General features: G+C 60.1%; 19 protein-coding genes and 3 pseudogenes. 12 read left to right on the top strand and 10 right to left on the bottom strand.

Features of this window, described 5'->3' with window-relative positions:
- Nucleotides 1–42: 42 nt before the first annotated feature.
- Complete coding sequence (locus R1A29_RS19365; RefSeq protein WP_438299280.1) at nucleotides 43–1,269, bottom strand: molybdopterin molybdotransferase MoeA; 1,227 nt, start codon at nucleotides 1,267–1,269, stop codon at nucleotides 43–45.
- Nucleotides 1,253–1,792: a molybdenum cofactor biosynthesis protein B gene (gene moaB, locus R1A29_RS19370; protein WP_438299281.1), complete on the bottom strand. Its 540-nt coding sequence runs from the start codon at nucleotides 1,790–1,792 to the stop codon at nucleotides 1,253–1,255. Before moaB ends, R1A29_RS19365 begins: the two co-directional genes overlap by 17 nt.
- Before the next feature lie 81 nt (nucleotides 1,793–1,873).
- On the opposite strand from moaB, the gene mobA reads away from it, so the two are divergent.
- Entirely contained in the window at nucleotides 1,874–2,476 is a 603-nt protein-coding gene (mobA, locus tag R1A29_RS19375; RefSeq protein WP_438299282.1) for a molybdenum cofactor guanylyltransferase MobA, read from the top strand.
- Nucleotides 2,477–2,553: 77 nt separating this feature from the next.
- Complete coding sequence (locus tag R1A29_RS19380) at nucleotides 2,554–2,775, top strand: YgdI/YgdR family lipoprotein (protein WP_085710733.1); 222 nt, start codon at nucleotides 2,554–2,556, stop codon at nucleotides 2,773–2,775.
- A gap of 74 nt (nucleotides 2,776–2,849) precedes the next feature.
- On the opposite strand, the gene R1A29_RS19385 is transcribed toward R1A29_RS19380, so the two are convergent.
- The 3 genes from R1A29_RS19385 to R1A29_RS19395 all read right to left on the bottom strand — a co-directional run bounded on the left by R1A29_RS19385 (nucleotide 2,850) and on the right by R1A29_RS19395 (nucleotide 4,538).
- The gene (locus R1A29_RS19385; RefSeq protein WP_438299283.1) at nucleotides 2,850–3,743 is read right to left on the bottom strand and encodes a pseudouridine synthase; all 894 of its coding nucleotides are present in this window, start codon (nucleotides 3,741–3,743) and stop codon (nucleotides 2,850–2,852) included.
- A 69-nt stretch (nucleotides 3,744–3,812) separates the two neighbouring features.
- Complete coding sequence (locus R1A29_RS19390; RefSeq protein WP_438299284.1) at nucleotides 3,813–4,130, bottom strand: transcriptional regulator; 318 nt, start codon at nucleotides 4,128–4,130, stop codon at nucleotides 3,813–3,815.
- A gap of 171 nt (nucleotides 4,131–4,301) precedes the next feature.
- Complete coding sequence (locus tag R1A29_RS19395; RefSeq protein ID WP_114884529.1) at nucleotides 4,302–4,538, bottom strand: glutaredoxin family protein; 237 nt, start codon at nucleotides 4,536–4,538, stop codon at nucleotides 4,302–4,304.
- A gap of 202 nt (nucleotides 4,539–4,740) precedes the next feature.
- Between R1A29_RS19395 and R1A29_RS19400 the strand changes: the two are divergent.
- Nucleotides 4,741–6,451 (top strand): annotated as a pseudogene (locus tag R1A29_RS19400) (cation:proton antiporter).
- Here the strand turns inward: R1A29_RS19400 and R1A29_RS19405 are convergent.
- Entirely contained in the window at nucleotides 6,448–7,656 is a 1,209-nt protein-coding gene (locus R1A29_RS19405) for an ammonium transporter (protein WP_438299285.1), read from the bottom strand. The pseudogene R1A29_RS19400 and the gene R1A29_RS19405 overlap by 4 nt on opposite strands.
- Before the next feature lie 316 nt (nucleotides 7,657–7,972).
- Between R1A29_RS19405 and R1A29_RS19410 the strand changes: the two genes are divergently transcribed.
- From R1A29_RS19410 to R1A29_RS19445, 8 genes and pseudogenes are all read left to right on the top strand, one after another.
- Nucleotides 7,973–8,287: a DUF883 family protein gene (locus R1A29_RS19410; protein WP_134827653.1), complete on the top strand. Its 315-nt coding sequence runs from the start codon at nucleotides 7,973–7,975 to the stop codon at nucleotides 8,285–8,287.
- A 2-nt stretch (nucleotides 8,288–8,289) separates the two neighbouring features.
- Nucleotides 8,290–8,676, top strand: coding sequence for a phage holin family protein (locus R1A29_RS19415; RefSeq protein WP_065257074.1), 387 nt, complete (start codon nucleotides 8,290–8,292; stop codon nucleotides 8,674–8,676).
- Nucleotides 8,673–9,011 (top strand): hypothetical protein, encoded by a 339-nt coding sequence (locus R1A29_RS19420; protein ID WP_119429616.1) that lies wholly within the window; start codon nucleotides 8,673–8,675, stop codon nucleotides 9,009–9,011. Before R1A29_RS19415 ends, R1A29_RS19420 begins: the two co-directional genes overlap by 4 nt.
- 124 nt (nucleotides 9,012–9,135) lie before the next feature.
- Nucleotides 9,136–10,298: pseudogene (locus tag R1A29_RS19425) on the top strand (EAL domain-containing protein).
- 68 nt (nucleotides 10,299–10,366) lie between these two features.
- Complete coding sequence (locus R1A29_RS19430) at nucleotides 10,367–11,695, top strand: deoxyguanosinetriphosphate triphosphohydrolase (protein WP_085710742.1); 1,329 nt, start codon at nucleotides 10,367–10,369, stop codon at nucleotides 11,693–11,695.
- A gap of 357 nt (nucleotides 11,696–12,052) precedes the next feature.
- Nucleotides 12,053–12,679 carry a response regulator transcription factor gene (locus R1A29_RS19435; protein WP_114884537.1) on the top strand — a complete coding sequence of 209 codons (627 nt, stop codon included), beginning with the start codon at nucleotides 12,053–12,055 and terminating at the stop codon, nucleotides 12,677–12,679.
- Nucleotides 12,680–12,687: 8 nt separating this feature from the next.
- On the top strand, nucleotides 12,688–16,344 hold the full coding sequence (locus R1A29_RS19440; protein ID WP_438299286.1) for a transporter substrate-binding domain-containing protein: 3,657 nt from the start codon (nucleotides 12,688–12,690) through the stop codon (nucleotides 16,342–16,344).
- A 48-nt stretch (nucleotides 16,345–16,392) separates the two neighbouring features.
- Nucleotides 16,393–19,338: pseudogene (locus R1A29_RS19445) on the top strand (HD domain-containing phosphohydrolase).
- On the opposite strand, the gene R1A29_RS19450 reads toward R1A29_RS19445, so the two are convergent.
- Complete coding sequence (locus R1A29_RS19450; protein WP_408986781.1) at nucleotides 19,339–19,821, bottom strand: GAF domain-containing protein; 483 nt, start codon at nucleotides 19,819–19,821, stop codon at nucleotides 19,339–19,341.
- Nucleotides 19,818–20,708, bottom strand: a complete 891-nt coding sequence (locus R1A29_RS19455; RefSeq protein ID WP_438299287.1) for an ATP-binding protein — start codon at nucleotides 20,706–20,708, stop codon at nucleotides 19,818–19,820. The genes R1A29_RS19450 and R1A29_RS19455 overlap by 4 nt, the downstream gene beginning before the upstream one ends.
- A gap of 166 nt (nucleotides 20,709–20,874) precedes the next feature.
- On the opposite strand from R1A29_RS19455, the gene R1A29_RS19460 reads away from it, so the two are divergent.
- Nucleotides 20,875–23,196 carry a response regulator gene (locus R1A29_RS19460; protein WP_438299288.1) on the top strand — a complete coding sequence of 774 codons (2,322 nt, stop codon included), beginning with the start codon at nucleotides 20,875–20,877 and terminating at the stop codon, nucleotides 23,194–23,196.
- Here the strand turns inward: R1A29_RS19460 and R1A29_RS19465 are convergent.
- Nucleotides 23,180–23,641, bottom strand: coding sequence for a MarR family winged helix-turn-helix transcriptional regulator (locus R1A29_RS19465; protein WP_438299289.1), 462 nt, complete (start codon nucleotides 23,639–23,641; stop codon nucleotides 23,180–23,182). The two genes, R1A29_RS19460 and R1A29_RS19465, sit on opposite strands and share 17 nt — an antisense overlap.
- The gene (locus R1A29_RS19470; RefSeq protein ID WP_438299290.1) at nucleotides 23,638–24,123 is read right to left on the bottom strand and encodes a glutathione peroxidase; all 486 of its coding nucleotides are present in this window, start codon (nucleotides 24,121–24,123) and stop codon (nucleotides 23,638–23,640) included. Before R1A29_RS19470 ends, R1A29_RS19465 begins: the two co-directional genes overlap by 4 nt.
- Nucleotides 24,124–24,222 lie beyond the last annotated feature (99 nt).

Below are 24,222 nucleotides of genomic sequence, written 5' to 3' on the forward strand. Positions count from 1 at the left end.
CTATCTGAAGGCAGGTCCGTTGGTGGGCCTGCCTTCCACTGTTCAGCCAAGTAACTCGCTCATGGGTATGAAGGGCACCATTTCTCCCTGAACCAATGTGCGTCCTTCCTGAACTTCGACCAAGCCATCAGCCCACGCAGCACTGCGCAGCACGCCCGAGCTCTGATTTCGGTAGATCGTCGCCTTTCCCTGTTCAAGACGTCCCCGCAGGAATTCGCGCCGATTGCCGGCATGAGGCCAGACAAATCCCGCCGGGACCGAAAACTTCAACGGTTCGACATCCTGCACGCCCTGACGACGTAACAGGTACGGCTTGGTCAGCAGGGCAAAAGTCACCAGAGTAGATGCCGGATTACCGGGCAAGCCGATGACCGGGACATTGCGAAAATGGCCAACAGTCAAAGGCTTTCCAGGCTTTATCGCCAACTTCCATAACATCAGCTCGCCTTGCTCGCGCAATGCAACGCCCAGGAAATCCGCTTCTCCGACCGATACACCACCGGTCGACAGTATCAGGTCGACGTCCTGAAGCGCTCCAAGACGCTCACGAGTAGCGGGCAAATCATCGGGAAGAATGCCGCCATCAAGCACTTCAAACCCCAGACGTTGCAGCCAACTGCAAAGCACCACCCGGTTGCTGTTATAAATCTGTCCCGGCCCCAGTTCAGCGCCTGGCTCGACCAGCTCATCGCCGGTAGACAGCACTGCCACACGAACCTTGCGAACCACATCAAGTCCGGCACAGCCCAAAGATGCAGCCAGCCCCTGTTCGATCGGACCCAGCCGTGTTCCGGCAGACAGGATCACCTCACCCACAGTCGTTTCCTGACCTTGCGGGCGGATGTTTTGCCCGGCCGTCATGGGCTCGATGAACCGCACACGCTCATCGGCCTCGATCAAAACGTTTTCCTGCATCTCTACGCAATCGGCGCCCGGGGGCACCGGCGCCCCTGTGAAAATTCGCGCGCAGGTTCCGGGTTTCAGCGGTTCAGGCGCCTGGCCGGCAAAGATCTTTTGACTGACCGGCACTGGTTCACCACTCCAGTCGGCCAGACTCAAGGCATAACCGTCCATGGCGCTGTTAGGCCATGGCGGCAGGTCCAGCGTCGATACGAGATCCTGCGCCAGCACCCGTCCCTCGACCTCTGCCAATGGCAGATGCTCGGATTCGATAATCCGTGAGGCATCGGCCATCTCCAGCAGACGAGCCAATGCCGCCTCCACAGGCATCAGGCTGCCGGTCTTGCCCGGCTTACCCACGGGATTCACAAGGTATCGCCTGTTTCAGATGGGGAACGAAATTGCACGGACGGTGCCGTGAATCCAGCTGCTCGGCCAGGATGCCATCCCAACCGGTGCGCACCGCGTTGGTCGAACCTGGCAAGCAGCAAACCAGCGTACCGTTGGCCAGGCCGGCCAGTGCACGGGATTGCACGGTGGAAGTGCCGATATCGGCCACTGAAATCTGCCGGAACAACTCACCAAAACCATCGACTTGTTTGTCGAGCAGGCACGCAACGGCTTCGGGTGTACTGTCACGACCGGTGAAGCCTGTGCCCCCGGTGATCAACACCACCTGCACAACGTCTTCGGCAATCCAGTGGGCAACTTGCGCGCGGATTTTGTACAGGTCATCTTTGAGCAATACACGCTCCGCCAGGTTATGACCGGCTGCGGTCAAACGGTCGACGAAGACCTGGCCGGAAGTATCGGTTTCCAGAGTGCGGGTGTCGCTGACCGTCAATACCGCGATATTGAGCGGTGCGAAAGGTACATCAGCCTTGGCTTTCATAGGCTCATCCAGTTGTAGGAGAAACAGCCCGGTGTTATATCACAGCGCCCCATTTTTTCGCCGAACCTGCGGAGAGCTGCCATGACTTCGAATACGCAACTGTCCCCCTGCTCCGTCCTGCTACTGGCCGGCGGGCGTGGTCAACGCATGGGTGGCCAGGACAAGGGGCTGATTGAATGGCACGGGGAACCGCTGATCGCTCATTTGCAGCGCAAGGTTCGCCCGCTGACCGACGACCTGATCATTTCCTGCAACCGCAATCGTGAACGCTATGCGCCCTTCGCCGATCAATTGGTGACGGACGACGAAGAAGACTTTCCCGGGCCATTGGCCGGCATCCGTGCCGGTTTGCGAGCCGCTCGCCATTCCCATCTGCTGGTGTTGCCGTGCGACGTACCGCGAATCGATCTTCCCCTGTTACAGAGCATGCGCGAGACCGCTAGCCTGCACCCTGAAAACCCATTGATGCTGCGTCACGACGAGCACTGGGAACCGCTGCTTTGCGTGATTCCCGTGGCGCTTCTGTCCGCATTCGAAGAGGCCTGGCACGAAGGGGAACGCAGCCCTGGCCGGCTCATGCGCAGCCTTGGCGCACAGGCCCTGATTTGCCCGGACAACGACCCACGGCTGGCCAATCTCAATACCCCGGAACTGTTAAGCTCTCATAACACTGTGTCAGACTGACCGCATTCAAGGAACTCTCACGCCTTGCATACGTCTACAGCTCAGTAACCAAAAGAATTCCCTTCGGAGACAAACACATGACTCAACGGACTCTCGCCACTTTCATGCTCGCACTGGGCCTGGCCACCCTCGCCGGTTGCGCTTCGCCAACGGTGATCACCTTGAATGACGGTCGCGAAATCCAGGCCGTCGACTCGCCTAAATACGACAAGGATTCGGGCTTCTACGAATTCGAACAACTGGACGGCAAGCAGACTCGCATCAACAAAGATCAGGTTCGCACCGTTAAAGAACTGTAAGCGATGCCAGATACAGAAAAGCCCGCATGATGCGGGCTTTTTCGTGGGCGGTAGAAAGTGGATGGCGCGGCAGATCACCAGTCCAGCGTGATCCGGCTTTCAAAATCACGCACCTGCCCAGTCACAGGATCGATGAACCGCAACCCCTGCGCCAGCAACTTGAGCGGTTTGGTGTAATCGTCCTCGACGTCCTTCAACACCTCGGGATAGAACGGATCGTTGCAGATACTCGCACCCAGCGCCGTCATGTGCACCCTCAGTTGGTGCTTCTTGCCGGTGACGGGATACAGGCCATAGCGCCAGAGTTTGCCATTTCGTTCCCGCACCTCCACTGCCGTTTCGGTGTTGCTGACACCGGGACCTTCCTGCATGCGGAAAAAAGGCTCGCCATCGACCATACGGCTCTTGTGTACCAACGGAAAATCCAGCCCCGGCAATGCAGCAGCGATGGCTTCGTAGCGTTTTTCGATTTGCCGTGTCGGGAACAATGACTGATACGCCGAACGTGTCTGCGGATTGGCCGAAAAAATCACCAACCCCGCGGTGTGCCGGTCGATTCGGTGCAACGGCACCAGGTGCGGGTTGTCCAGACGACGAATCAGCCGGCGCAGCAGCGTCTGTTCCACGTAATCCCCTGCTGGCGTCACCGGCAGGAAATGGGGTTTGTCTGCGACGACCAGATGTTCGTCCGCGTAGAGAATCGACTCGACCACCGGAATCGGCTTTTCATCCGGCACTTCGCGAAAGTAATGGATGCGCAGGCCTTCCTTGTAGGGCAGGTCCAGCGCAATCGGCTGGCCTTCGCCATCAAGTACCCGGCCTCGGGCAATCCGGTCCAGCCACTGATCGCGTCCGATGGCACTGAAGTGATCACACAGACAATCGAACACCGTCCGCCAGTCGCCCGGGGGCAGGTAAAGCGTGCTGGCCTGATTCTGTGCGGCGGAAAATGTAGATGTGCTGGACATACGGAGAACTCGAACCCTCAAAGCAGAGCGGCATTATCCAACACCGGACGCAGCAGACCTAGCGCAGAATCAGGCGGGGATCGATTTGAGGGCCGCCGTCTCGGTGAACTCCTTCAGCCAGCGCAGTACATCGACAGCCTCCCAGCGACCCGGGTCGTACAAGGCGTACAACAATCCCTGATAACCCACCACATCCAGTTGCTTGTGATAGCCGGCGCGCTGGAACAACGCCTCGATCTCGGCAAAACAGGTATTGAAATGCAGCTTGTTGAAAGGCGTCTTGCCCTCCGTGACCAGACCGTCCAGACGCAATTCGCGGACGGCGTCGTGCACCACATCAACCGACATCCGGTTCACGCTGCTTTTCAACTGTTCGACATTGACCACGATTCATCCCTCAGACGTCCTGGCTGCCATGCCCGTTGCCCCGGAAGGACACAGCACGACGAGCCCATTCATTTACTGTATGCACATACAGTAACCGAATAAACTCGAGAGTGCCAAGGATCGATGACCGTCGCGATGAATGGCCTGGGCGGAACAACGTCGAGGGAAAGGCTAACGCAGAAATGCTACAACCTGATCGGCACTGAACGGCCAGCCCAGTTCCGCTCCGGTATCGGTCCGGCGCAGCACAGGGATCCGCAGGCTATAGGCCTCGAACCAGGATTCATCGTCGGCAATGTCCACCAGCTCCACCAGCAGGCCATGCTCGACAAACGGCATCAGCTCGGCTTCAGCGACTTCACACAGATGGCACCCGAGGGTACCGAACAACTGGCATTCAGGAAGCATGCGCGTTCAATCCCAGAATTTGATTGGCCATTTTAGGCCTGACCTGAGAACCCGTCGACCCATCAAAGGCTTCAAGCCATCGAGCGGGTTTGACCTCGCAAAACCCTGACTCAAATCAGCCCGCACAAATGCGTTTTACAGCATGCTCCGGTGTTTTTTGCCTCTACGCTTGAAGAGCCTGACCCTGCCGCCGGAGTGTTCTGTGTTTGCCAATCTGTTGATCATTCTTGCCTCGTCCCTGGTGATGATTGCCCTGTTTCGCCGCCTGCGCCTGCCACCGGTGCTGGGCTATCTGTGCGTCGGGCTGATGGTCGGGCCGAAGGCGTTCGACTGGATCAACGAGAGCGAGCATCTGCCGGACCTTGCCGAACTTGGCGTGGTGTTTCTGCTGTTTTCCCTGGGGCTGGAATTCTCCCTGTCGAAAATGATTGCCCTGCGCCAGGTGGTTTTTCGTCTGGGCAGCCAACAGGTGCTCGTCAGCACAGTGCTGCTGGGAAGCGTGCTGATGCTGCTGGGCATGCCCCTTACCCCGGCGCTGCTGCTCGGCGCGGGGCTTTCGCTTTCGTCGACGGCGATCGTCACCAAGGAACTGGGAAGTCTCGGTGAAATCTTCAGCAGCCATGGGCAGAATGCGGTCGGGGTCCTGTTGTTTCAGGATGTGGTGGCCGTGTTGTTGCTGACACTGGTACCCGTCTTCGCCGGCAGCAGCGATCAAGCCTGGTATTGGGCATTGCCGCTGACACTGCTCAAGACTGTCGTGCTGTTCATCGGCTTGCTGCTGGCCAGTCGCTGGCTGTTGCCGCGCCTGTTTCAGGAGGTGGCGGCATCGCGCTCGGCCGAGCTGTTCGTGCTATTGGCGCTGGTGATCGTGTTGCTCACGGCGTGGCTGACACACCTGCTTGGCCTCTCCCCTGCCCTCGGCGCGTTCCTGGCCGGCATGCTGCTGGGGAAAGTCATTATCGGCATCAGATCGAGGCCGATATCCGGCCGTTCCGCGACATCTTGCTCGGCCTGTTCTTCGTCAGCATCGGCATGCTGATCGACCTGCAATTGTTCGCCAGCCACAGCCTGACGATTATTGCCATGACCCTGGGTTTGCTGGTGATCAAGGGCTCAGTGGTGGCGCTGCTGGTGAAATGGCGTGGCAGCGACAATGAAACCGCCTGGCGCAGCGGCCTGGCACTGGCTCAGGGTGGCGAATTCTGTTTCGCCCTGATGGCACAGATGCAGCAGAACCGGTTGATGCCCGCCGATCTCGGCGCCCTGCTCCTCGCTGCGACGTTCTGCTCGATGCTGCTGACTCCCCTGATGTTGCGCGCGGCCCCCGCATCGCCGCCGCCCTGCACCGCAAACCCAATCAGGAAGCGCAGATCGAGGAAATCAGCGCCCTCAACGCCGGCCTGGACCAGCATGTGGTGATCTGCGGCTACGGGCGTGTCGGTCAGTCGATCGGACGCTTCATGCGCAATGCCGGGCAACCTTACATCGCCCTGGACAACGACCCCGTCCGTATTCAGGAAGCAGCCACCGTCGAACGCGACGTGCATTACGGCGACTCTGCGCGTGGCGACCTGCTGACTGCGGTCGGTTTGCTGCGTGCAAGGCTGCTGGTGATTGCCGTGGATAAAAGCGATGTGGCGCTGCGGGTGCTCAAGGAGGCCCGAAGACTCAATGCGAAGGTGCCGATTCTGGTACGCACCCGCGACGACAGCCAGTGGGCCGAACTGAAAGCCGCCGGCGCCAGCGAAGTGGTGCCGGAGCTGTTGGAATCAAGCCTGATGCTCGCGTCCCATGCCTTGATTCTGCTCGGTCTGCCGGCACACCAGGTGCAGGAGAAAGTCGATCGGGTGCGCATCGACCGCTATCGCCTGCTGCATGGCTTCTACCCGGGTGCCGAAGATGAAGAGACTTAGTCTTGGCTCACCGCGCCGATCTTGTGCAGCGACAGGTCCGCGCCGTAATACTCCTGTTCCTGACTCAGGCGCAGGCCATGCAGGGCCTTGATCGAACCGTAGACGGCAAATCCGCCGGCGAGGGCTACCACAACGCCCAACGCCGTACCGATCAACTGGCTGATCAGGCTGACACCACCGAGCCCGCCCAACGCGGTCGAGCCGAAGATCCCGCAGGCGATGCCGCCCCACACGCCACACAAGCCGTGCAACGGCCAGACACCCAGCACGTCGTCAATTCGCCATTTGACCTGCGCCGCCGTGAAACACCAGACAAACAGGGCACCGGCAATCGCACCGGTGACGAGTGCGCCCACCGGATGCATCAGGTCGGAGCCGGCACACACCGCCACCAGGCCGGCCAACGGACCGTTGTGCAGAAAGCCCGGGTCATTGCGCCCGACGATCAGCGCCACCACGGTACCGCCCACCATCGCCATCAACGAATTGACCGCCACCAGGCCACTGACGCCCTGCAGGGTTTGCGCGCTCATCACGTTGAAGCCGAACCAGCCGACGATCAGGATCCACGAGCCCAGCGCCAGAAACGGAATGCTCGACGGTGCGAATGCCACCAGCCGGCCATCGCGATAGCGGCCGTTGCGTGGCCCCAGCAACAGCACCGCCGCCAGCGCCAGCCAGCCACCCATGGCGTGAACCACCACTGAGCCGGCGAAATCATGGAAGGAGGCGCCAAATCGCGCGGCCAGCCAGGCTTGCAGACCATAGTTGCCGTTCCAGATCATCCCCTCGAAAAACGGATAGATGAACGCCACGATCAATGCCGTTGCGCACAGCTGCGGAACGAACCGTGCCCGCTCGGCGATGCCGCCGGAAATGATCGCCGGGATCGCCGCCGCGAAGGTCAGCAGGAAGAAAAACTTCACTAGCCCGTAACCATGATCGGCACTGAGCACCGCCGCCGGTTGCAGAAACGTCACCCCGTACGAAATCCAATAGCCTATAAAGAAATAGGCCAGGGTCGACACGGCGAAGTCGCTGAGAATCTTCGACAGAGCGTTCACCTGATTCTTCTGGCGAACCGTTCCGACCTCCAGAAAGGCGAAACCGGCGTGCATGGCCAGCACCATGACCGCACCGATCAGAATGAACAACGTGTTGGAACTATGAACGAGCGTATCCACAGCGCTTTGCAGATTTTCCATGAAGAGGCAGACCCAAGGCTGAAAAAGGCACCAAAGCGGTTCATGCAGACATTTCATGCACCAAGTTGCGACCGCGCAGTCACACGCCCGAGGGGCCGGTGAACCGCTTTGGCGCACGAGGTCGATGTCCTGAGCTGAACCCGTGTCATCCGGGCTATGATTTCCCGGCTTCGCGCCCGGCAACAGCGCACTGCTGCCGGAGGACGCACCACGACACAGCAAAAGATGTACCAGCCATTTGTACTGAACCTTCACGCAAGGCTCATACTCGAAAGTTTCAGAAGCCGCTTCAGACAGCCACTTACGGAGATTCCCAATGGCCAGCACCAAGGCAAAGACTGCTCAAGAAATCCTGATGAACGACTTCCAGACCCTGGTCAGCGACACCGAACGGTTGCTGGAACACACCGCCACGCTGGCCGGTGATCAGGCTGATGAATTGCGCGAGCAGATCCACGAAAGTCTGCTGCGCGCGCGGGAAACCCTGAAGCTGACCGAAGACACCCTGCGCCAGCGCGGTCAGGCAGCGGTCACCGCCACTGAAGACTACGTATCGGCCAATCCGTGGCAATCCGTCGGAATCGCCGCCGGCGTCGGCTTTCTGATCGGCCTGCTGGCCACGCGGCGCTGATCATGTCGATCGGTGAATCCGGCCCGACTGCGGGCACTGCCTCTTCCACACGGCGCCTGGGTGCAGCCGTCCTCGGTCTTTTGCACAGTCACGTCGAGTTGTTCGGCATCGAGCTGCAGGAGCAGAAAGCACGCACCGTCAGCCTGTTGCTGTTCGCAGGCCTGGCGCTGGTGTTTGCACTGCTGTTGCTGGTCGGCCTGTCGACCCTCGTCCTGATCGTGTTCTGGGACACGTATCGGCTCGCCGCCATCATCGGCCTGTGCGTGTTCTACACCCTGGCCGCAATCTTCTGCGGGCTGCGCCTGAAGGCTGCGATTTTCGATGAATCCTCGCCCTTCCACGGCACCCTGGAAGAATTGGCCAACGACCGGGAGCGCCTGCTGCCATGAGCCTGCCTGAACTTCCGCACAACAGCTCGCGCCAGGAAATGCGCAAGGCCCTGATCCGCCTGCGCATGGAAATGCATCGTCAGGAAATCCGCCACGAAACCGGGCAGGTGCTGCAGCCCCTGCAACGCATGCGCGGCATGACGCAGAACCTGCAGGACGGTTTCGGCATCAAGCACGCGCCGTTATGGGGCGTGGCCGCCGTGACGCTGCTGGGGTTTCTGACCGGCAAAGGTGCGAAAAGCGGTGGTATCGGCGGCCTGAGCCGGTTGATCCGCCTCGGCACCAGCCTCGCGCCGTTGATCAAACTGGTCATGCAGAACTCGGGCAAACGCTGAGTTCCACATCTGGCTGCATTCTTGCACTGCTGGCGGGATTGAATCTCTTCACCCGGAGATTCAATCCCGCTTGCCTACCCGGCCGGCAGGATCCGACCAGAACAACAATGACCAAGGAGGCCCCGTGATCGACGGGCAACCGCTCGCCTGCTTTCAGCCTTTCATCGATACCGCTACCGGACGCATTGCAGGCGTCGAAGCGCTGGGGCGTCTGCGCCAGGCGCATGGGCAACTGACATCGGTCGGGCCACTGTTCGCCGACCCGCGAACGCCCGCAACCGCCTTGCGCCGCCTCGACCGGCAGATTCGTGACAATGCGCTGAGCCGATTTCACGAAGCACCGTCGGACTGGTTTCTCAGCCTGAACATGTCACCGCGCTGGATCAGCCGTCTGCGCGCCGACCAGGCGCTACCCAGCCTGAAACAGCTCGCCCGGCATGGCATCGACCCGCAGCGGATTGTTTTCGAGATCACAGAACTGGGCGGCAACAGTCAGCGTCTGTCTGAAGTCGTCGCGCGCTATCGTGATGCCGGAGCGCGAATCGCCATCGACGATTTCGGCGCCGGCTATTCACAGCTCGATCGCGTGCTGGCCTTGCAGCCGGACATCCTCAAGCTCGACATGCGCCTGTTTCAGGCCGCCGCGCTCGGCGGCCCCAGCAGCGATGTGGTCAAGGCGCTGGCGCAGATGGCCGAAAGGACCGGTTGCTGGATCATCGCCGAGGGTGTGGAGACCGAAGCGCAGCTGAATTTCGCATTGGAGTGCGGCTCACGTTACGTGCAGGGTTTTCTGTTCGCCCGGGCGCAGGAGGCTTTTTTGCAACGGACGCTTTCGTCCAGCGCTTCGCCGAACTGCGCCAGGCCTATGTAAAGCAGAAACTCGCCGAGCGCGGCAAATTGATGTCCATGCGCCGACAGCTCGGCGAGCTGATGACGATTCTGCAGAACTGGGCTCAAACCCGCGCGCCGCTCAGCGCGTTGCCGCAACTGGACGCCTTTCCGTGGTTGCTGCGGTTTTATCAGTGCGACCGTCAGGGCACGCAACTGACGCCGAATCTGGAGTGGCGGCAAAGCGGCTGGGTCGCCGACAACCGTTATCTGGGCCATAACTGGTCGTGGCGTCCCTACTTCTACCATCTGCTGGCCGAAGGCTGGGAAGAGCGCCGATTGACGCTTTCCAACACCTACCGCGATGCCACCAGCAACCAGTACTGCCTGACCGCCGGACAGTTTTTCGACAATGGTGAACGCCTGCTGTTGATCGACATTGACGCCGCCGGGCTGTAGTTGCGCTTGCAGACACTCGCCCGAACCGGGAAGCTAGGGCACCAGTCACCCGACGGAGAGAATCAGCCTTGGATTGGCAAACCCTGCTCAACCGCGAACGTCTCGGCAAGCCGCTGCACAGCCCGCAGGAACTCGGCCGCAGCCCGTTTCACAAAGACCATGACCGCATCATTTTCTCTGGCGCCTTCCGCCGCCTGGGCCGCAAGACCCAGGTGCATCCCGTGTCGAGCAATGACCACATCCACACGCGCCTGACCCACTCGCTGGAAGTCAGTTGCGTCGGCCGGTCGCTGGGCATGCGAGTGGGCGAGACCCTGCGCCGCGCCCTGCCCGAGTGGTGCGAACCGAGCGATCTGGGCATGGTCGTGCAGTCCGCCTGCCTGGCCCATGACATCGGCAACCCGCCCTTCGGCCATTCCGGCGAAGACGCCATCCGCCATTGGTTCCAGCAGGCCGCCGGGCGCGGCTGGCTGGATGCGATGAGTGACGCCGAGCGTGGGGACTTCCTGAACTTCGAGGGCAATGCCCAGGGTTTCCGGGTTCTCACACAACTGGAATATCACCAGTTCGACGGTGGCACCCGGTTGACCTACGCGACCCTCGGCACCTACCTCAAGTACCCGTGGACCGCGCGCCACGCCGACTCCCTGGGCTACAAGAAACACAAGTTCGGCTGCTATCAGAGCGAGTTGCCATTGCTGGAGCAGATCGCCCACAAACTCGGCCTGCCGCAACTCGAAGAACAGCGCTGGGCGCGTCATCCGCTGGTTTACCTGATGGAGGCTGCGGATGACATCTGCTACGCGCTGATCGATCTGGAGGATGGCCTGGAGATGGACCTGCTGGACTATGCCGAGGTCGAGTCGCTGCTGCTGGGTCTGGTCGGCGACGATCTGCCGGAAACCTACCGACAGCTGGGCCCTCAGGATTCGCGCCGGCGCAAACTGGCGATCCTTCGGGGCAAGGCCATCGAACACCTGACCAACGCCGCTGCGCGGGCTTTCGTCGAGCAACAGGACGCACTGCTGGCCGGGACGCTGCACGGCGATCTGGTGGAGCACATGCATGGTCCGGCCAAACGTTGCGTGCTGAATGCCAAGGACATCGCCCGCAAGAAAATCTTTCAGGACAAGCGCAAGACCCTGCATGAGATCGGTGCCTACACGACACTGGAGATTCTGCTCAATGCGTTCTGCGGGGCAGCCCTGGAGCAGCACAATGGCCGCACGCCGTCGTTCAAGAGTCGCAGGATCCTCGACTTGCTGGGCAACAATGCACCGGATCCCCATGGCCCGTTGCACGCCTCGTTCCTGCGCATGATCGATTTCATTGCCGGCATGACCGACAGCTACGCCAGCGACATGGCTCTGGAGATGACTGGGCGCTCCAGCCATTGAGGTACTGTCCCCGGCCGTTCCACTTTGATCGGCCGGGCGCAGGTTGACGGTGAGCGCTCCGGCTTTTCCTTGTCTGGCAGCAATTACATATTCCGAACAATGTCCTAATAAACAGTCCATGAATGGACGACAAACATTAAACAACCCGTCTTATTCAGCAATACACAGTCTTCCGGCAAGAAACAGGATTGGCAGACCCGACTCACTACCTAAGCCAAAACTAGTTCAAGCGTAGTCTGATTCTTCTTTACTTGTAGGAATAATCCTAGATTGCCACTAAGGCACTATGGGTTCATGCGACCGCTCATCCAACTGAGCTAAGGTGCGCCCTTTAATCGCGCTCGCATGGGACTTTTTATGAACTCCGTTTTTATCGTCGACGATCATCCTGTTATTCGTCTCGCCGTTCGAATGCTATTGGAACATGAAGGTTACAAAGTGGTCGGTGAAACCGATAACGGCGTCGATGCGATGCAAATGGTTCGCGAATGCGCGCCCGACCTGATCATTCTCGATATCAGCATTCCGAAGCTGGACGGCCTGGAAGTCTTGGCCCGGTTCAATGCCATGAGTTCCCCATTCAAGACACTCGTACTGACTGCTCAGTGCCCCACTCTCTTCGGCATTCGCTGCATGCAGTCGGGCGCATCGGGATATGTATGCAAACAGGAAGACCTGAGTGAACTCGTCAGCGCAATCAAGGCTGTTCTTTCCGGTTACAACTACTTTCCCAGCCAGGCCTTGAATCCGGTTCGAAATGATGATGTGCGCTATGCGGAGCTGGAACTTTTCAAGTCGGTCAATGACAGGGAGCTGATGGTATTGCAACTATTTGCCCAAGGTCGAACAAACAAGGAAATAGCCAAGGGCATGTTCCTCAGCAACAAGACCGTCAGCACTTATAAAAAACGCCTGATGCAGAAACTCAAGGCCAAATCCCTGGTAGAACTTATCGAAATGGCCAAACGTAACGCACTCGTGTGAGAGCCAGTATGTCCAGCCATTTAAAGAACTGTCTGATTGTAGTGAGTACATGTCTGGGGTTAAGTACTCCTGTAACAGCCATGCCCGTTTTGCCACAAGACTTGACCCTGCTCAGCCGTTCGACCGGAAGAACCCTGCCAGTCTCGTTGGAACACTCGCAACGGGAATGGCTGCGCAATCGCAAGGAGCTGGTTCTGGGCGCCTCCGCTCCCGACTATCCGCCATTCGACATGACTTCCAGCGGCCGCGATTACGAGGGATTCACTGCCGATTACGCTGGAATCGTCGGCCAGGCAACCGGTCTGCCGATCAGGGTAAAGCGCTTTGCCTCACGAGACGCCGCGATGCAGGCGCTGGTCGATGGCAGCATCGACATGCTTGGGACATCCAACGGGCTGGAAGCGGAAAACGCCAGTCTTGTCCTTTCCAACCCTTACGCCATCGACCAACCGGTACTGGTGACCCGCGAAGGCGAAACCCGTTCACTGAGCGAAGGACTCGCCGGCTTGCGCCTGAGCATGCTGTATCACTATCTGCCGCTGGACGAGGTCAAGGCCCTGTACCCCAAAGCCCTCATCACGGCCTATCCGTCTTACCAGAATGCAATCAATGCCGTCGCGTTCGATCAGGCAGATGTATTTCTCGGCGACACCATTTCCACCCACTACATGATCAGCAAGGGGTATCTGAACAACATCCGCATGGCCAACTTCGGCAAGCATGAAGCACACGGTTTCAGTTTTGCCGTGCGTCGTGACAATTCTCAGTTGCTGGACATCATCGATGCCGTGCTCAAAGCTGTTCCCGGCAGCGAGCGGGAGAATATCGCCAAACGCTGGAGCGCCGGCAGCGATACCCTGTTTACCGATCAAAAACTGCAACTGACTCATCGCGAAGAACAATGGTTGAAAAAACACCCGGTGGTCAGCGTGGTAGTCAACGAGGCGTTTGCTCCCCTGACGTTCTTCGACACCGATGGCAACTTTCGCGGTATCAGCGCCGACCTGCTCGAACTCATCCGCCTGCGCACCGGCCTGCGCTTCGAAGTCCGGCGCAGCCGCAGCGACGCCGAGATGATCAAACAGATCGAAAATCATCAGGTCGACCTGATCGCCGCCCTGCTGCCGACCGTCCAGCGGGAGAAAACCCTCAGATTCAGCCGTCCCTATCTTGAAAACTCCTACGTCCTGCTGACCCGCAAGGCCGCCGACAGTCCGACGCATCTCGGACAACTCAAGCGCAAGCGCCTGGCCATCGCCCAGGGCAATCCGATGATCGAATACCTGCGTCGCGAGTTTCCGCGTATTCAGCTGATTGAAACGCCGGACACCTTCAGTGCGGTGGCATTGCTCGACGAAGGCCAGGTCGAGGGCGCAGTGAACTCGCTGGTAATCGCCAACTATTTCATCGCCTCGCACATTTTCGAACAGCCACTGCAGATCACCACCACCATCGGTACGAGCCAGGCGGCCTTTTCCCTGGCAACCGCCCGTGACAACCCGGAGCTGAGTTCGATCATCGACAAGACTCTGATGAGTATCACACCCGAGGAACTGGGCATCATCAATGGTCGCTGGCGCGGCTATTCAAGTGTTTCCCAGGGTGCCTGGCACCAGTATCGACGTCTGTTCTACCAGGTCATCGGCGGAGCCGGCCTGCTCCTGCTGCTGTCACTGCTGTGGAATGCCTACATGCGTCGCCAGATCAGGCAGCGCAAATCTGCCGAACGCGCCCTGAACGATCAGTTGGAGTTCATGCGCTCGCTGCTCAACGGCACGCCGCACCCGATCTATGTACGTGATCGACAGGGACTGCTGCAAAGTTGCAACGACAGTTACCTTGAAACCTTCGACGCCCGGCGCGAGGACGTCATCGGCAGGAGCGTCATGGATGGCGCACTGAGCAACGCTTTCGAAGCCCGGGTTTTCCAGGCCGACTATCAGCGAGTGGTGAGCGAAGGCAAGCCCCTTGTACTCGACCGGCCCCTGCATATTGGCAACCGGCGCCTGACGATCTATCACTGGATTCTGCCGTATCGCGATTCCAGCGGTGATGTCCAGGGCATCATCGGCGGCTGGATCGACATCAGCGAACGACATGAACTGCTCGACGAACTTCGCACCGCCAAGGAACGGGCGGATGATGCCAACCGGGCCAAGAGTACGTTCCTGGCCACCATGAGCCATGAAATCCGTACGCCGATGAACGCAGTGATCGGCATGCTCGAACTGACCCTCAAGCGCATGGAAAAAATACATCCGGACCGCGCCAGCATCGAAACCGCCTACAGCTCGGCGAAGGATCTGCTGGGGCTGATCGGTGACATCCTGGATATCGCCCGGATCGAGTCCGGACGCCTGAGCCTGAGCCCCGAGCGGGTCAATCTGGTCGGGACCGTCGGCTCGGTGATCAGAATTTTCGAAGGTCTGGCCCGGCAGAAACAGCTGGGCCTGATACTGAACGTCTCCCCTCCCGAACTGGACGTCGACGTGCATCTTGATCCCCTGCGCTTCAAACAGGTGCTGTCGAACCTGATCAGCAATGCCATCAAGTTCACCGAGCATGGAAACGTCAGGATCACGCTAGAGCTGCTGGCCGACGCTGCTCCCGATTGCTCACTGGTGCAGTTGACCGTACAGGACAGCGGCACAGGTATCTCTGCCGAAGACCAGCGGCGCCTGTTCGAGCCCTTCGCCCAGGCTCGTCATGGCAAGTGTCGGGCAATCGGAGGTGCCGGGCTCGGACTGGTCATCAGTCGCAATCTCTGCGAGATGATGGGCGGAAAGCTGCAACTGAGCAGCCAGCCGGGTGTCGGTACGCAAGTAAGTATGTCGCTGCCACTGACAACGCTGCCCGCCGAAGTGACAGCCCCGAAACAGGAAGCGCAGGTCCAGATCGCCCTGACGCCCCTGAATGTTCTGGTGGTCGACGATCATCCGGCCAATCGCCTGCTGATGTGTCAGCAACTGGAGTATCTCGGCCATCGATTCAGCATCGCGGAAGAGGGGCGCAGCGCGCTGGAGCAGTGGAAAAACAATTCATTCGACCTGGTCATCGCCGACTGCAACATGCCCGTCATGAATGGCTATGAGTTGACCCGTGCGATACGCCACCACGAAAGACTCACGCAGCGACCGGCCTGCACGGTGCTCGGTTTTACAGCCAACGCTCAACCGGAGGAGATCCTTCGCTGCAAGCAGGCCGGCATGAACGAATGCCTGTTCAAGCCCCTGAGCCTGAGTGTCTTGAGCCAGTGGGTCGACAGCGTACGGCCATTGTTCCGCGCACCTGCGTTCAACTTGCAGGGAATGCACTCGCTGACAGGCGGAAACCCCGCACATGTCCGGCGGCTTCTGACCGAGCTGCTCAACAGCAGTCGCCTGGATCGCCGGGAACTGCAGGCTCTGTCCCGAGGAGAGGACCACCAGGCACTGGCGGAAATTGCGCACAGGATCAAAGGTGCGGCGCGCATTGCCCAGGCTTCGCGCCTGATCGACAGTTGTGACGCACTTGAACAGGCCTGCCTGCAGGCATTGCCGCAGAGCGAGATCAAGCGCCGTTGCGAAGCTGGCCATGACGCCATTCTCGAACTGGAGAGGGCACTGGAAAAAGCACTGGAGCAGCAACAGATGCAGTCCGACCAGAGCAGAGTGAGCGGGCCTTAACTATGCTTGAACGCTGAGCAGTGTGTTTACCTTCATGGAGAGTCCGCAATGCCCAGCCCACTGCGCCCGGAGCAACGCCGGTTTCCTTTGCACGTGCATATCAGCGTCATGTTTACCTTTCTGCTGTTGCTCACTGGCGTGGTGCTGGGGTTGTTCAACTACCGACAGACCACGCAAATCATTTTGTCGAGCGGCGAAAAGCTGTTCGAACGCATCGAACAGGATGTACGCGTCGATCTGCAATCGACCTATGCACCGATCCGGCATTTGCTGAGTCTGCTGGCGGAAACCCCGGGGGCCCGGACCTCCACCCTCGAAAAACGCCTGACATTGCTCAAGCCATTCAGCCAGTCACTGGCAGACAACCTCGACCTGGCCTCGCTGTATCTGGGTTACGAAAACGGTGACTTCTTCATGGTGCGGCCATTGCGCACCACGGCGCTGAAGACTTTGCTCAAGGCACCGGATTCAGCGGCGTATCAGGTCTGGAGCATCGAACACGACGCCAGCGGCAAGGCTCGCTCGCAATCGCTGTTCTTCGACCGGGCATTGACAGCGCTCGGTCGCATCGACAATCCGGACGATGCCTACGACCCACGCAGCCGGTCCTGGTACACCCTCGCCCGGCAGCAGGACGAGCAAGTCACCACCGAGCCCTACGTATTTTTTTCCACCCACAATGTCGGCACCACCCTCGCCCGGCGCAGCGGTGAGCACGCGGTGATTGCTGCCGATCTGACCCTCGACGCGCTGTCGGCAACCCTGACCAAACATGTGGTGACGCCGGCCACTGAAATCGTTCTCTTCGATGTCGAAGGCAACGCCGTCGCTTACCCGGACAACAAGCGGCTGATCGTCGATGACCGGACCGCACGTCTGGCCCGTGCGGCCGACTTGAGCCCGAGTCTTCATGCCCTGTTGGCCACCGAACATCAGGGGAATCGGCTGAAAGCCGACGGGCGAAAGCTGGATCGTCGCCCGCAGCCATTTGCAGGAAGGCGGGCCGAATGGCCTGCAGATGGCCTTGCTCGTGCCGGAGGACGAGCTGCTGGTCGATGCCTATCGCATGCGCTGGCAAGGTGCACTGATCACTTTGGCCACGTTGTTGCTGTGTCTGCCGCTGGGCTGGCTGATTTCGCGGATTCTGGTCAAACCACTGCATGCACTGGTCAGAGAGGCCGATGCCATCCGCAGTTTCGATTTCAACTTCCCCGTGACCCGGCGCTCGCCGGTGCTGGAGGTCGATCAGTTGAGCCTGTCGATGGCGCGCATGAAAGACACACTGTCCAGCTTCTTTCGCATCACCGACAGCCTGACCGCTGAAACCCGTTTCGCGCCTTTGCTGCAAAGGGTGCTATTCGAAACGGTACAGATTGCCCAGGCCCAGGGGGGCTGATTTACCTGCGTGAAAGTGATGGCAACCGCATGGAGCCCTACGGTCTGGTGATCGACGGGATTTCCCGGACGCTGGCCGAGTTCGATGTTCAAGGCCACAACCTCGATGCCACGCAAAGCCCAGAGTGGTTCGAACAACTGGTGCATGCCGACAACACCGTGAGCAACCTGGGCTTCGAACAGGCTGCCGACCTGCAAAAGGTCCTGTTGGCCATGGCCACGCCGCGTGTGCATCTGATCGGTCTGCGCCTGCACAACCGACACAACGAGACGGTCGGCCTGCTGTTGTTGCTGATCAACGACAGCGGCAGCGCCCTTGACCTGGAAAAGCTGCGGCCCGACCGCATTGCCTTTCTGCAGGCAGTGTCCGGCGCGGCAGCCGTGAGTATCGAGAGCCAGCGCCTGCAAGCCCGGCAGAAGCAACTGCTGGATGCATTCATTCAATTGCTCGCCGGCGCCATTGATGCCAAGAGCCCCTACACCGGCGGGCACTGCCAGCGCGTGCCGGAGCTGACCCTGATGCTCGCCCACGCCGCGGCGGCCAGTGAGGCCCCGGCCTTCAGCGACTACAAGCCGGGTGAGGATGAATGGGAAGCCTTGCACATCGCCGCATGGCTGCACGATTGCGGCAAGGTCACAACGCCGGAGTACGTCGTCGACAAAGCCACCAAACTGGAAACCCTGAACGATCGCATCCATGAAATCCGCACCCGCTTCGAAGTGCTCAAGCGCGATGCCTGGATCAGCTACTGGCAAGCCATGGCGCTGGGTGGCAACGAACGACAACTGGCCAGCCTGCGTGACGCGACGTTGACGGCTCTGGATGATGATTTCAGTTTCGTCGCCCGCTGCAACCTCGGCAGTGAAGCCATGGCCGACGCCGACCTGCAGCGTCTTGAGGAAATCGCGCAGCGCACCTGGACGCGCACGCTGGATGATCGTCTGGGTGTCTCATGGGAAGAAAACCGGCGCCAGGCTCGTACGTCGGCCCCGTCCCTGCCGGTCAACGAAAAATTGCTGGCAGACAAGCCCGAACACTTGCTCGAACGCACCGACAGCGAGCTGATTCCGGAAGACAATCCATGGGGGTTCAAACTCGACGTCCCGCGCTATAAATACAACCGCGGCGAGCTGTACAACCTGAGCATCTCCCGCGGCACCCTGACCCGCGAGGAGCGTTACATCATCAATCACCACATGGTGCAGACGATCCTGATGCTCAGCCATCTGCCCTTCCCGGGACATCTGAACAACGTGGCGGAAATTGCCGGCGGCCATCACGAAAAGATGGACGGCACCGGTTACCCGAAACGTTTGAAACGTGAAGACATGAGCCTGCCGGCACGGATGATGGCGATTGCCGATATCTTCGAAGCGCTGACCGCTGCCGACCGTCCGTACAAAAAGGCCAAGACCCTCAGCGAAGCGCTGGGAATCATGGCCACCATGTGCCGCGAGGCGCATATCGATGCCGAACTGTTCGGCCTGTTCATCCGCGAAGGCGTTTACCTTCAATACGCCAGCCGCTTCCTCGATCCGCAGCAGGTCGATGCGGTCGACCCCACTGGCGTGCTGCGCAAGGCGGGCCTTGCGGCGTAATCAGCAGTCGGTCAGGCGCAGGAAGATCGCCGCCAGCCGTTCGATACCCGCCTGATCTTCTGTGCCGAAGCGCGCAAGCTTCGGACTGTCGAGATCGAGCACACCGATCAGCCGACCGTCCTTGACCAGCGGCACTACCAGTTCACTGTTCGACGCGCTGTCACAGGCGATGTGGCCGGGGAACGCGTGAACGTCTTCGACCCGTTGTGTCTGCAGGCTGGCCGCCGCCGCGCCGCACACACCGCGACCGAACGGAATGCGCACGCAGGCGATCTGGCCCTGGAACGGGCCGAGCACCAGCTCTTCGTTGCGATTGAGGTAAAAACCGGCCCAGTTCAGATCATCGAGCTGGTTGAACAGGAACGCCGAAAACTGTGCGGCGTTGGCGATGAAATCGCGCTCGTCCGCCAGCAGCGACTCCAGTTGTGCGGCCAACATGCCATAGCCTTCGAGGCCCTGGCCGCTCTGTTGCAAATCAATCATGCCTTGTGCTCCAGCAATTTCAGTCCCACCCAGTAACGGGCGAATTGGTACGCGCAACGTCCGTTGCGATTGCCACGGCCGGTTGCCCAGCGCACGGCTTGAATGTCCAGCTGCTCGTCGCGTTGCCAGGTCAGACCGGCCTTGGCGGCCAACTGGCCGATCCAGTGTTCGACGACATTGAGGAAATGTTCCTGGGTGAACGGATAGAACGACAGCCACAAGCCGAAGCGATCCGACAGGGCGATCTTGTCTTCCACCGCTTCGCTCGGATGCAACTCGCCGTCGACGCGCTTCCAGTTTTCGTTGTCGCTTTCCTTTTCCGGCACCAGGTGGCGACGGTTGGAAGTGGCGTACAGCAACACGTTGTCCGGCGCCTGCTCCAGCGAGCCATCGAGCACGCTCTTCAGCACGCGGTAATCGCCCTCGCCGGATTCGAACGACAGGTCATCGCAAAACAGCACGAACCGTTGCGGCAGCTTGGCAATCTGCTCCACCACACGTGGCAGGTCGGCCAGGTGATCGCGTTCGATCTCGATCAGGCGCAGACCGGCCTTGGCGTGCTCCGCCAGCAGCGCCCGCACCAGCGAGGATTTACCGGTACCGCGCGAACCCCAGAGCAGCGCATGGTTGGCCGGCATGCCGTCGAGGAACTGCCGGGTATTTCGGCCCAGTTGCTCCAGTTGCCGATCGACACCGATCAGGTCCGACAGGCGCATGTCGAGGCTGACTTCCAGGGGCAACAGATAACCGCTACGCCCGTCACGCTGCCAGCGTGCGGCCAGGCAGGTCCCCCAGTCGATGACCGGGCGTGGTGCCGGCAGCAGCGGCTCGATCCGCGCCAGGACCGACTCGGCGCGCTCAAGAAAAGCATTCAATCGGGAATCCACGTCTTCTCCTCGGGCTGGTTCACAGTGATGATGGCAATACAACGACAACCAATAGCGTTCGACACCTGCCCCGGCCCTTGTTACAAGGCGGTGCGGGAACTCCGGTATCCCTGCACGATCGACTATGCTTGAGCAGCGAAGGGAAACGTAAGTGGTTCAACACCCCATGGATATCAAATTCACCCACCGGCTGTCTTACAAGCAAGCCAGGCTTACCGTGCTGGTCGGGTTCATTCTGGGCACGCTGCTCAGTCTGCTGCAAATCGGCATCGATTATGCCAGCGAAGACGCCTCCATCAACCGTGAAATCCTTTCCCTGCTGGAAATCAGCCACAACCCGGCCTCGCGCATCGCCTACAACATCGATGCCGAGCTGGCCCAGGAACTCACGCTGGGCCTGCTGCGCTCGCCGGCGATCATTTCCGCGCAGTTGACCGACAACAACCAGACAGTGCTGGCCAGCGTCAAACGCCCGGAGCTGCAAAGCGGTTACCGGGTGATCAGCGACTTCCTGTTCGGCGCTAAACGCGAATTCGAAGATCGGCTCTACCTCGACCACTTGCCCAACGAATCCCTCGGCACCTTGAGCCTGGAAGTGGACACCTATGCCTTCGGCAGCCGCTTCCTGCGCCGGGCCGAAGTCACCTTGCTCAACGGGTTTGCCCGCAGCCTGATCCTGACCGGCATCCTGCTGGCGCTGTTCTATGTGATGCTGACCAAACCACTGGTACGGGTGATCCGCGAACTCAGCGGGCGTGATCCGCGCAGTGCCGAACCGACCACTCTGGAATGCCCGGGCGGCCACGCCAATGACGAGATCGGCGTGCTGGTGAAGGTCGCCAACCAGCAGTTCGAAAACATCGCCACGGAAATCCAGCAACGGCGCACTGCGGAAAACCGCCTCACCGATTACCTCGCGCAACTCGAAGACATCGTGTCGGCCCGCACCGCCGAACTCAAGGCGATCAACGCCCGCCTCAGCCAGTCCAATCAGGAACTGGAAGTGGCCCGCAGCACGGCGCTGGACATGGCCGAAGCACGCTCCGCGTTCCTCGCCAACATGAGCCATGAGATCCGTACACCGCTCAATGGCCTGCTGGGCATGATCGCACTGTCTCTCGACGGCCCGCTCAATGGCGAACAACAGCAACAGCTGTCCATCGCCCACGACTCGGGCAAGGTGCTGGTGGAGTTGCTCAACGATATTCTTGATCTGTCGAAATTCGATGCCGGGCAACTGGAGCTCGAGCACATTCCTTTCGACCTCGGCTCGCTCGTTGAAGACACCGCCAACCTGCTGTCGCAGAATGCGGCGCCAAGCGTCGAACTGACCTGTCTGATCGATCCGCACTTCCCGGCGCTGGTGCTCGGCGACCCGACCCGGGTCAGGCAGATTGTCAGCAACCTGCTGTCCAACGCACTGAAATTCACCCGCTTCGGCCGGGTGGATGTGCGCTTGTCGACCTGGAAGGATGGCGTACACATCGAAGTCTGCGACACCGGCATCGGCATCGCCCAGGAAGCTCAGGTGAAGATTTTCCAGCCCTTCACCCAGGCCGGGGCCGGCATCACCCGCCAGTACGGTGGCACCGGACTCGGACTGGCCCTGACCTACAACCTGTGCGAAGCCATGCAGGGGCGACTGACGATCAGTTCCGAAGTCGGTTTCGGCAGCCAGTTCTGTGCCGAGCTGCCATTGCCCTGTCACACCCGGGCAGTCATTCCGGCACCGCTGCATGGCAACGTGCTCGCCATCACGACGGCGGCCAGCGGCCTTTCGGAGCTGCTGCGCAGCCTGTTGCCGGTCTGGGGCCCTACGTACGAGCAACGCACGATCGACGATTCGTTGCTTGGCCTGAAACCGGACATCATCATCACCGACTGCCCCGAATGCCTGTTCGGCCTGCGCCCGGCCATGACTGCACCGATTCTGCTGGTGACGGCCTACGGCAGCTTCCTGCCCGGCGAAGAAGCCGCCGCTCTCGCCCCACTGCAACAGCAGGCGCGGCCTCTGGCACGTAATGCGCTGTACCAGAATCTGCGCCGGACGCTGCAACCGGACATCATCACCATTGATCGCACACGACTCGAAAGCGCACCGTCGCAGCGCCGTGGACGGGTGCTGCTGGTAGAGGACAACCCGGTCAATCAACTGGTGGCCAAGGGTATGCTCGGCAAACTCGGTTGTGAGGTCATCGTCGCGGCCCATGGCGCAGAAGCGCTGGATCAACTGGAACACCACGAATTCGACCTGGTGCTGATGGACTGCAACATGCCGGTGATGGATGGCTACGAAGCGAGCCGGCAAATCCGTCAGAGCGGCCGCTGGCCTCACCTGCCGATTGTGGCGTTGACGGCCAACGCCATGTCGGAGGAACGCGAGCGCTGCCGGGCCGCCGGCATGAGCGACTACCTGGCCAAACCGTTTCGCCGCGAAGAGCTGGCGGCGCTGCTTGACCAGTGGATACCGGCTACGACAGCGCCCTGATCTGTCCCAGCAAGTGATCGAGTCCGCTGCGCAGCTCGTTGAGCCGATCCAGATCCACACCGCTGTCGCACAGCAACCGTTCCTTTAACGGCCCGACCTGTTCACGCAGCGCCTGCCCCTGCGGCGTGAGGCTCAGATGAACCTCACGCTCGTCCCGCGCCGAACGTTGACGCTGCACCAGTTGCAGTTGCTCCAGACGCTTGAGCAGCGGCGTCAGCGTCCCGGAATCCAGCGCCAGACGTTCGCCCAACGCCTTGACGGTCGGCTGTTCCGGTGCCGCTTCCTGCCACTCCCACAACACCAGCATCGCCAGGTATTGCGGATACGTCAGACCAAGCTGATCGAGCATCGGCTTGTAGGCACGAATCACCGCCCGGGACGCGGCGTACAGCTTGAAGCACAACTGACTGTCGAGCTTCAGCGCATCGGCTGACAGTTCGTTCATTTGAGCAGGGCTTCGATCTCGCGGCTCAGATCCTGCGGCTTGGTGGCCGGGGCGAAGCGCTTGACCAACTGGCCGTCCTTGCCGATCAGGAATTTGGTGAAGTTCCACTTGATGCCCTGGGAACCCAGTACGCCCGGTGCGCGTTTCTTCAACTGTACAAACAGTGGATGCGCACCGGTGCCGTTGACTTCGATCTTCTTGAACAGCGGAAAGCTGACGCCGTAATTGAGCTCGCAGAACTCGCTGATCGCACCCTCGTTGCCGGGTTCCTGCTTGCCGAACTGGTTGCACGGAAAGCCCAACACTACCAGCCCCTGATCCTTGTAGGTCTGCCACAGCTGCTCAAGGCCTTTGTACTGCGGCGTGAAACCGCATTTGCTGGCGGTATTGACCACCAGCACCGCCTTGCCGGCGAAATCGGCCAGGGTCTTTTGCTCACCCTTGATGGTGGTGCACGGGATGGTCAGCAGGTTATCGCTCATGGTGCGCACTCTGAAAAGTTGAGAAGCTGCAAAAATAGCGAGCAATTGAATTGTGTGCAATTTAATTATCCGAAAGGCGATCCGAAGATCGCCCGCATC

The organism is Pseudomonas sp. NMS19W (genome assembly GCF_051554255.1).
GTDB lineage: Bacteria > Pseudomonadota > Gammaproteobacteria > Pseudomonadales > Pseudomonadaceae > Aquipseudomonas > Aquipseudomonas kribbensis.

Coding starts and splice junctions, on each gene's coding strand:
- R1A29_RS19410 (WP_134827653.1), top strand. CDS start 7,973: ATGGCCAGCACCAAGGCAAAGACTGCTCAAGAAATCCTGATGAACGAC.
- R1A29_RS19450 (WP_408986781.1), bottom strand. CDS start 19,821: ATGATTGATTTGCAACAGAGCGGCCAGGGCCTCGAAGGCTATGGCATG.
- R1A29_RS19460 (WP_438299288.1), top strand. CDS start 20,875: ATGGATATCAAATTCACCCACCGGCTGTCTTACAAGCAAGCCAGGCTT.
- R1A29_RS19420 (WP_119429616.1), top strand. CDS start 8,673: ATGAGCCTGCCTGAACTTCCGCACAACAGCTCGCGCCAGGAAATGCGC.
- R1A29_RS19470 (WP_438299290.1), bottom strand. CDS start 24,123: ATGAGCGATAACCTGCTGACCATCCCGTGCACCACCATCAAGGGTGAG.
- moaB (WP_438299281.1), bottom strand. CDS start 1,792: ATGAAAGCCAAGGCTGATGTACCTTTCGCACCGCTCAATATCGCGGTA.
- R1A29_RS19395 (WP_114884529.1), bottom strand. CDS start 4,538: ATGCTTCCTGAATGCCAGTTGTTCGGTACCCTCGGGTGCCATCTGTGT.
- R1A29_RS19465 (WP_438299289.1), bottom strand. CDS start 23,641: ATGAACGAACTGTCAGCCGATGCGCTGAAGCTCGACAGTCAGTTGTGC.
- mobA (WP_438299282.1), top strand. CDS start 1,874: ATGACTTCGAATACGCAACTGTCCCCCTGCTCCGTCCTGCTACTGGCC.
- R1A29_RS19380 (WP_085710733.1), top strand. CDS start 2,554: ATGACTCAACGGACTCTCGCCACTTTCATGCTCGCACTGGGCCTGGCC.
- R1A29_RS19435 (WP_114884537.1), top strand. CDS start 12,053: ATGAACTCCGTTTTTATCGTCGACGATCATCCTGTTATTCGTCTCGCC.
- R1A29_RS19385 (WP_438299283.1), bottom strand. CDS start 3,743: ATGTCCAGCACATCTACATTTTCCGCCGCACAGAATCAGGCCAGCACG.
- R1A29_RS19415 (WP_065257074.1), top strand. CDS start 8,290: ATGTCGATCGGTGAATCCGGCCCGACTGCGGGCACTGCCTCTTCCACA.
- R1A29_RS19405 (WP_438299285.1), bottom strand. CDS start 7,656: ATGGAAAATCTGCAAAGCGCTGTGGATACGCTCGTTCATAGTTCCAAC.
- R1A29_RS19440 (WP_438299286.1), top strand. CDS start 12,688: ATGTCCAGCCATTTAAAGAACTGTCTGATTGTAGTGAGTACATGTCTG.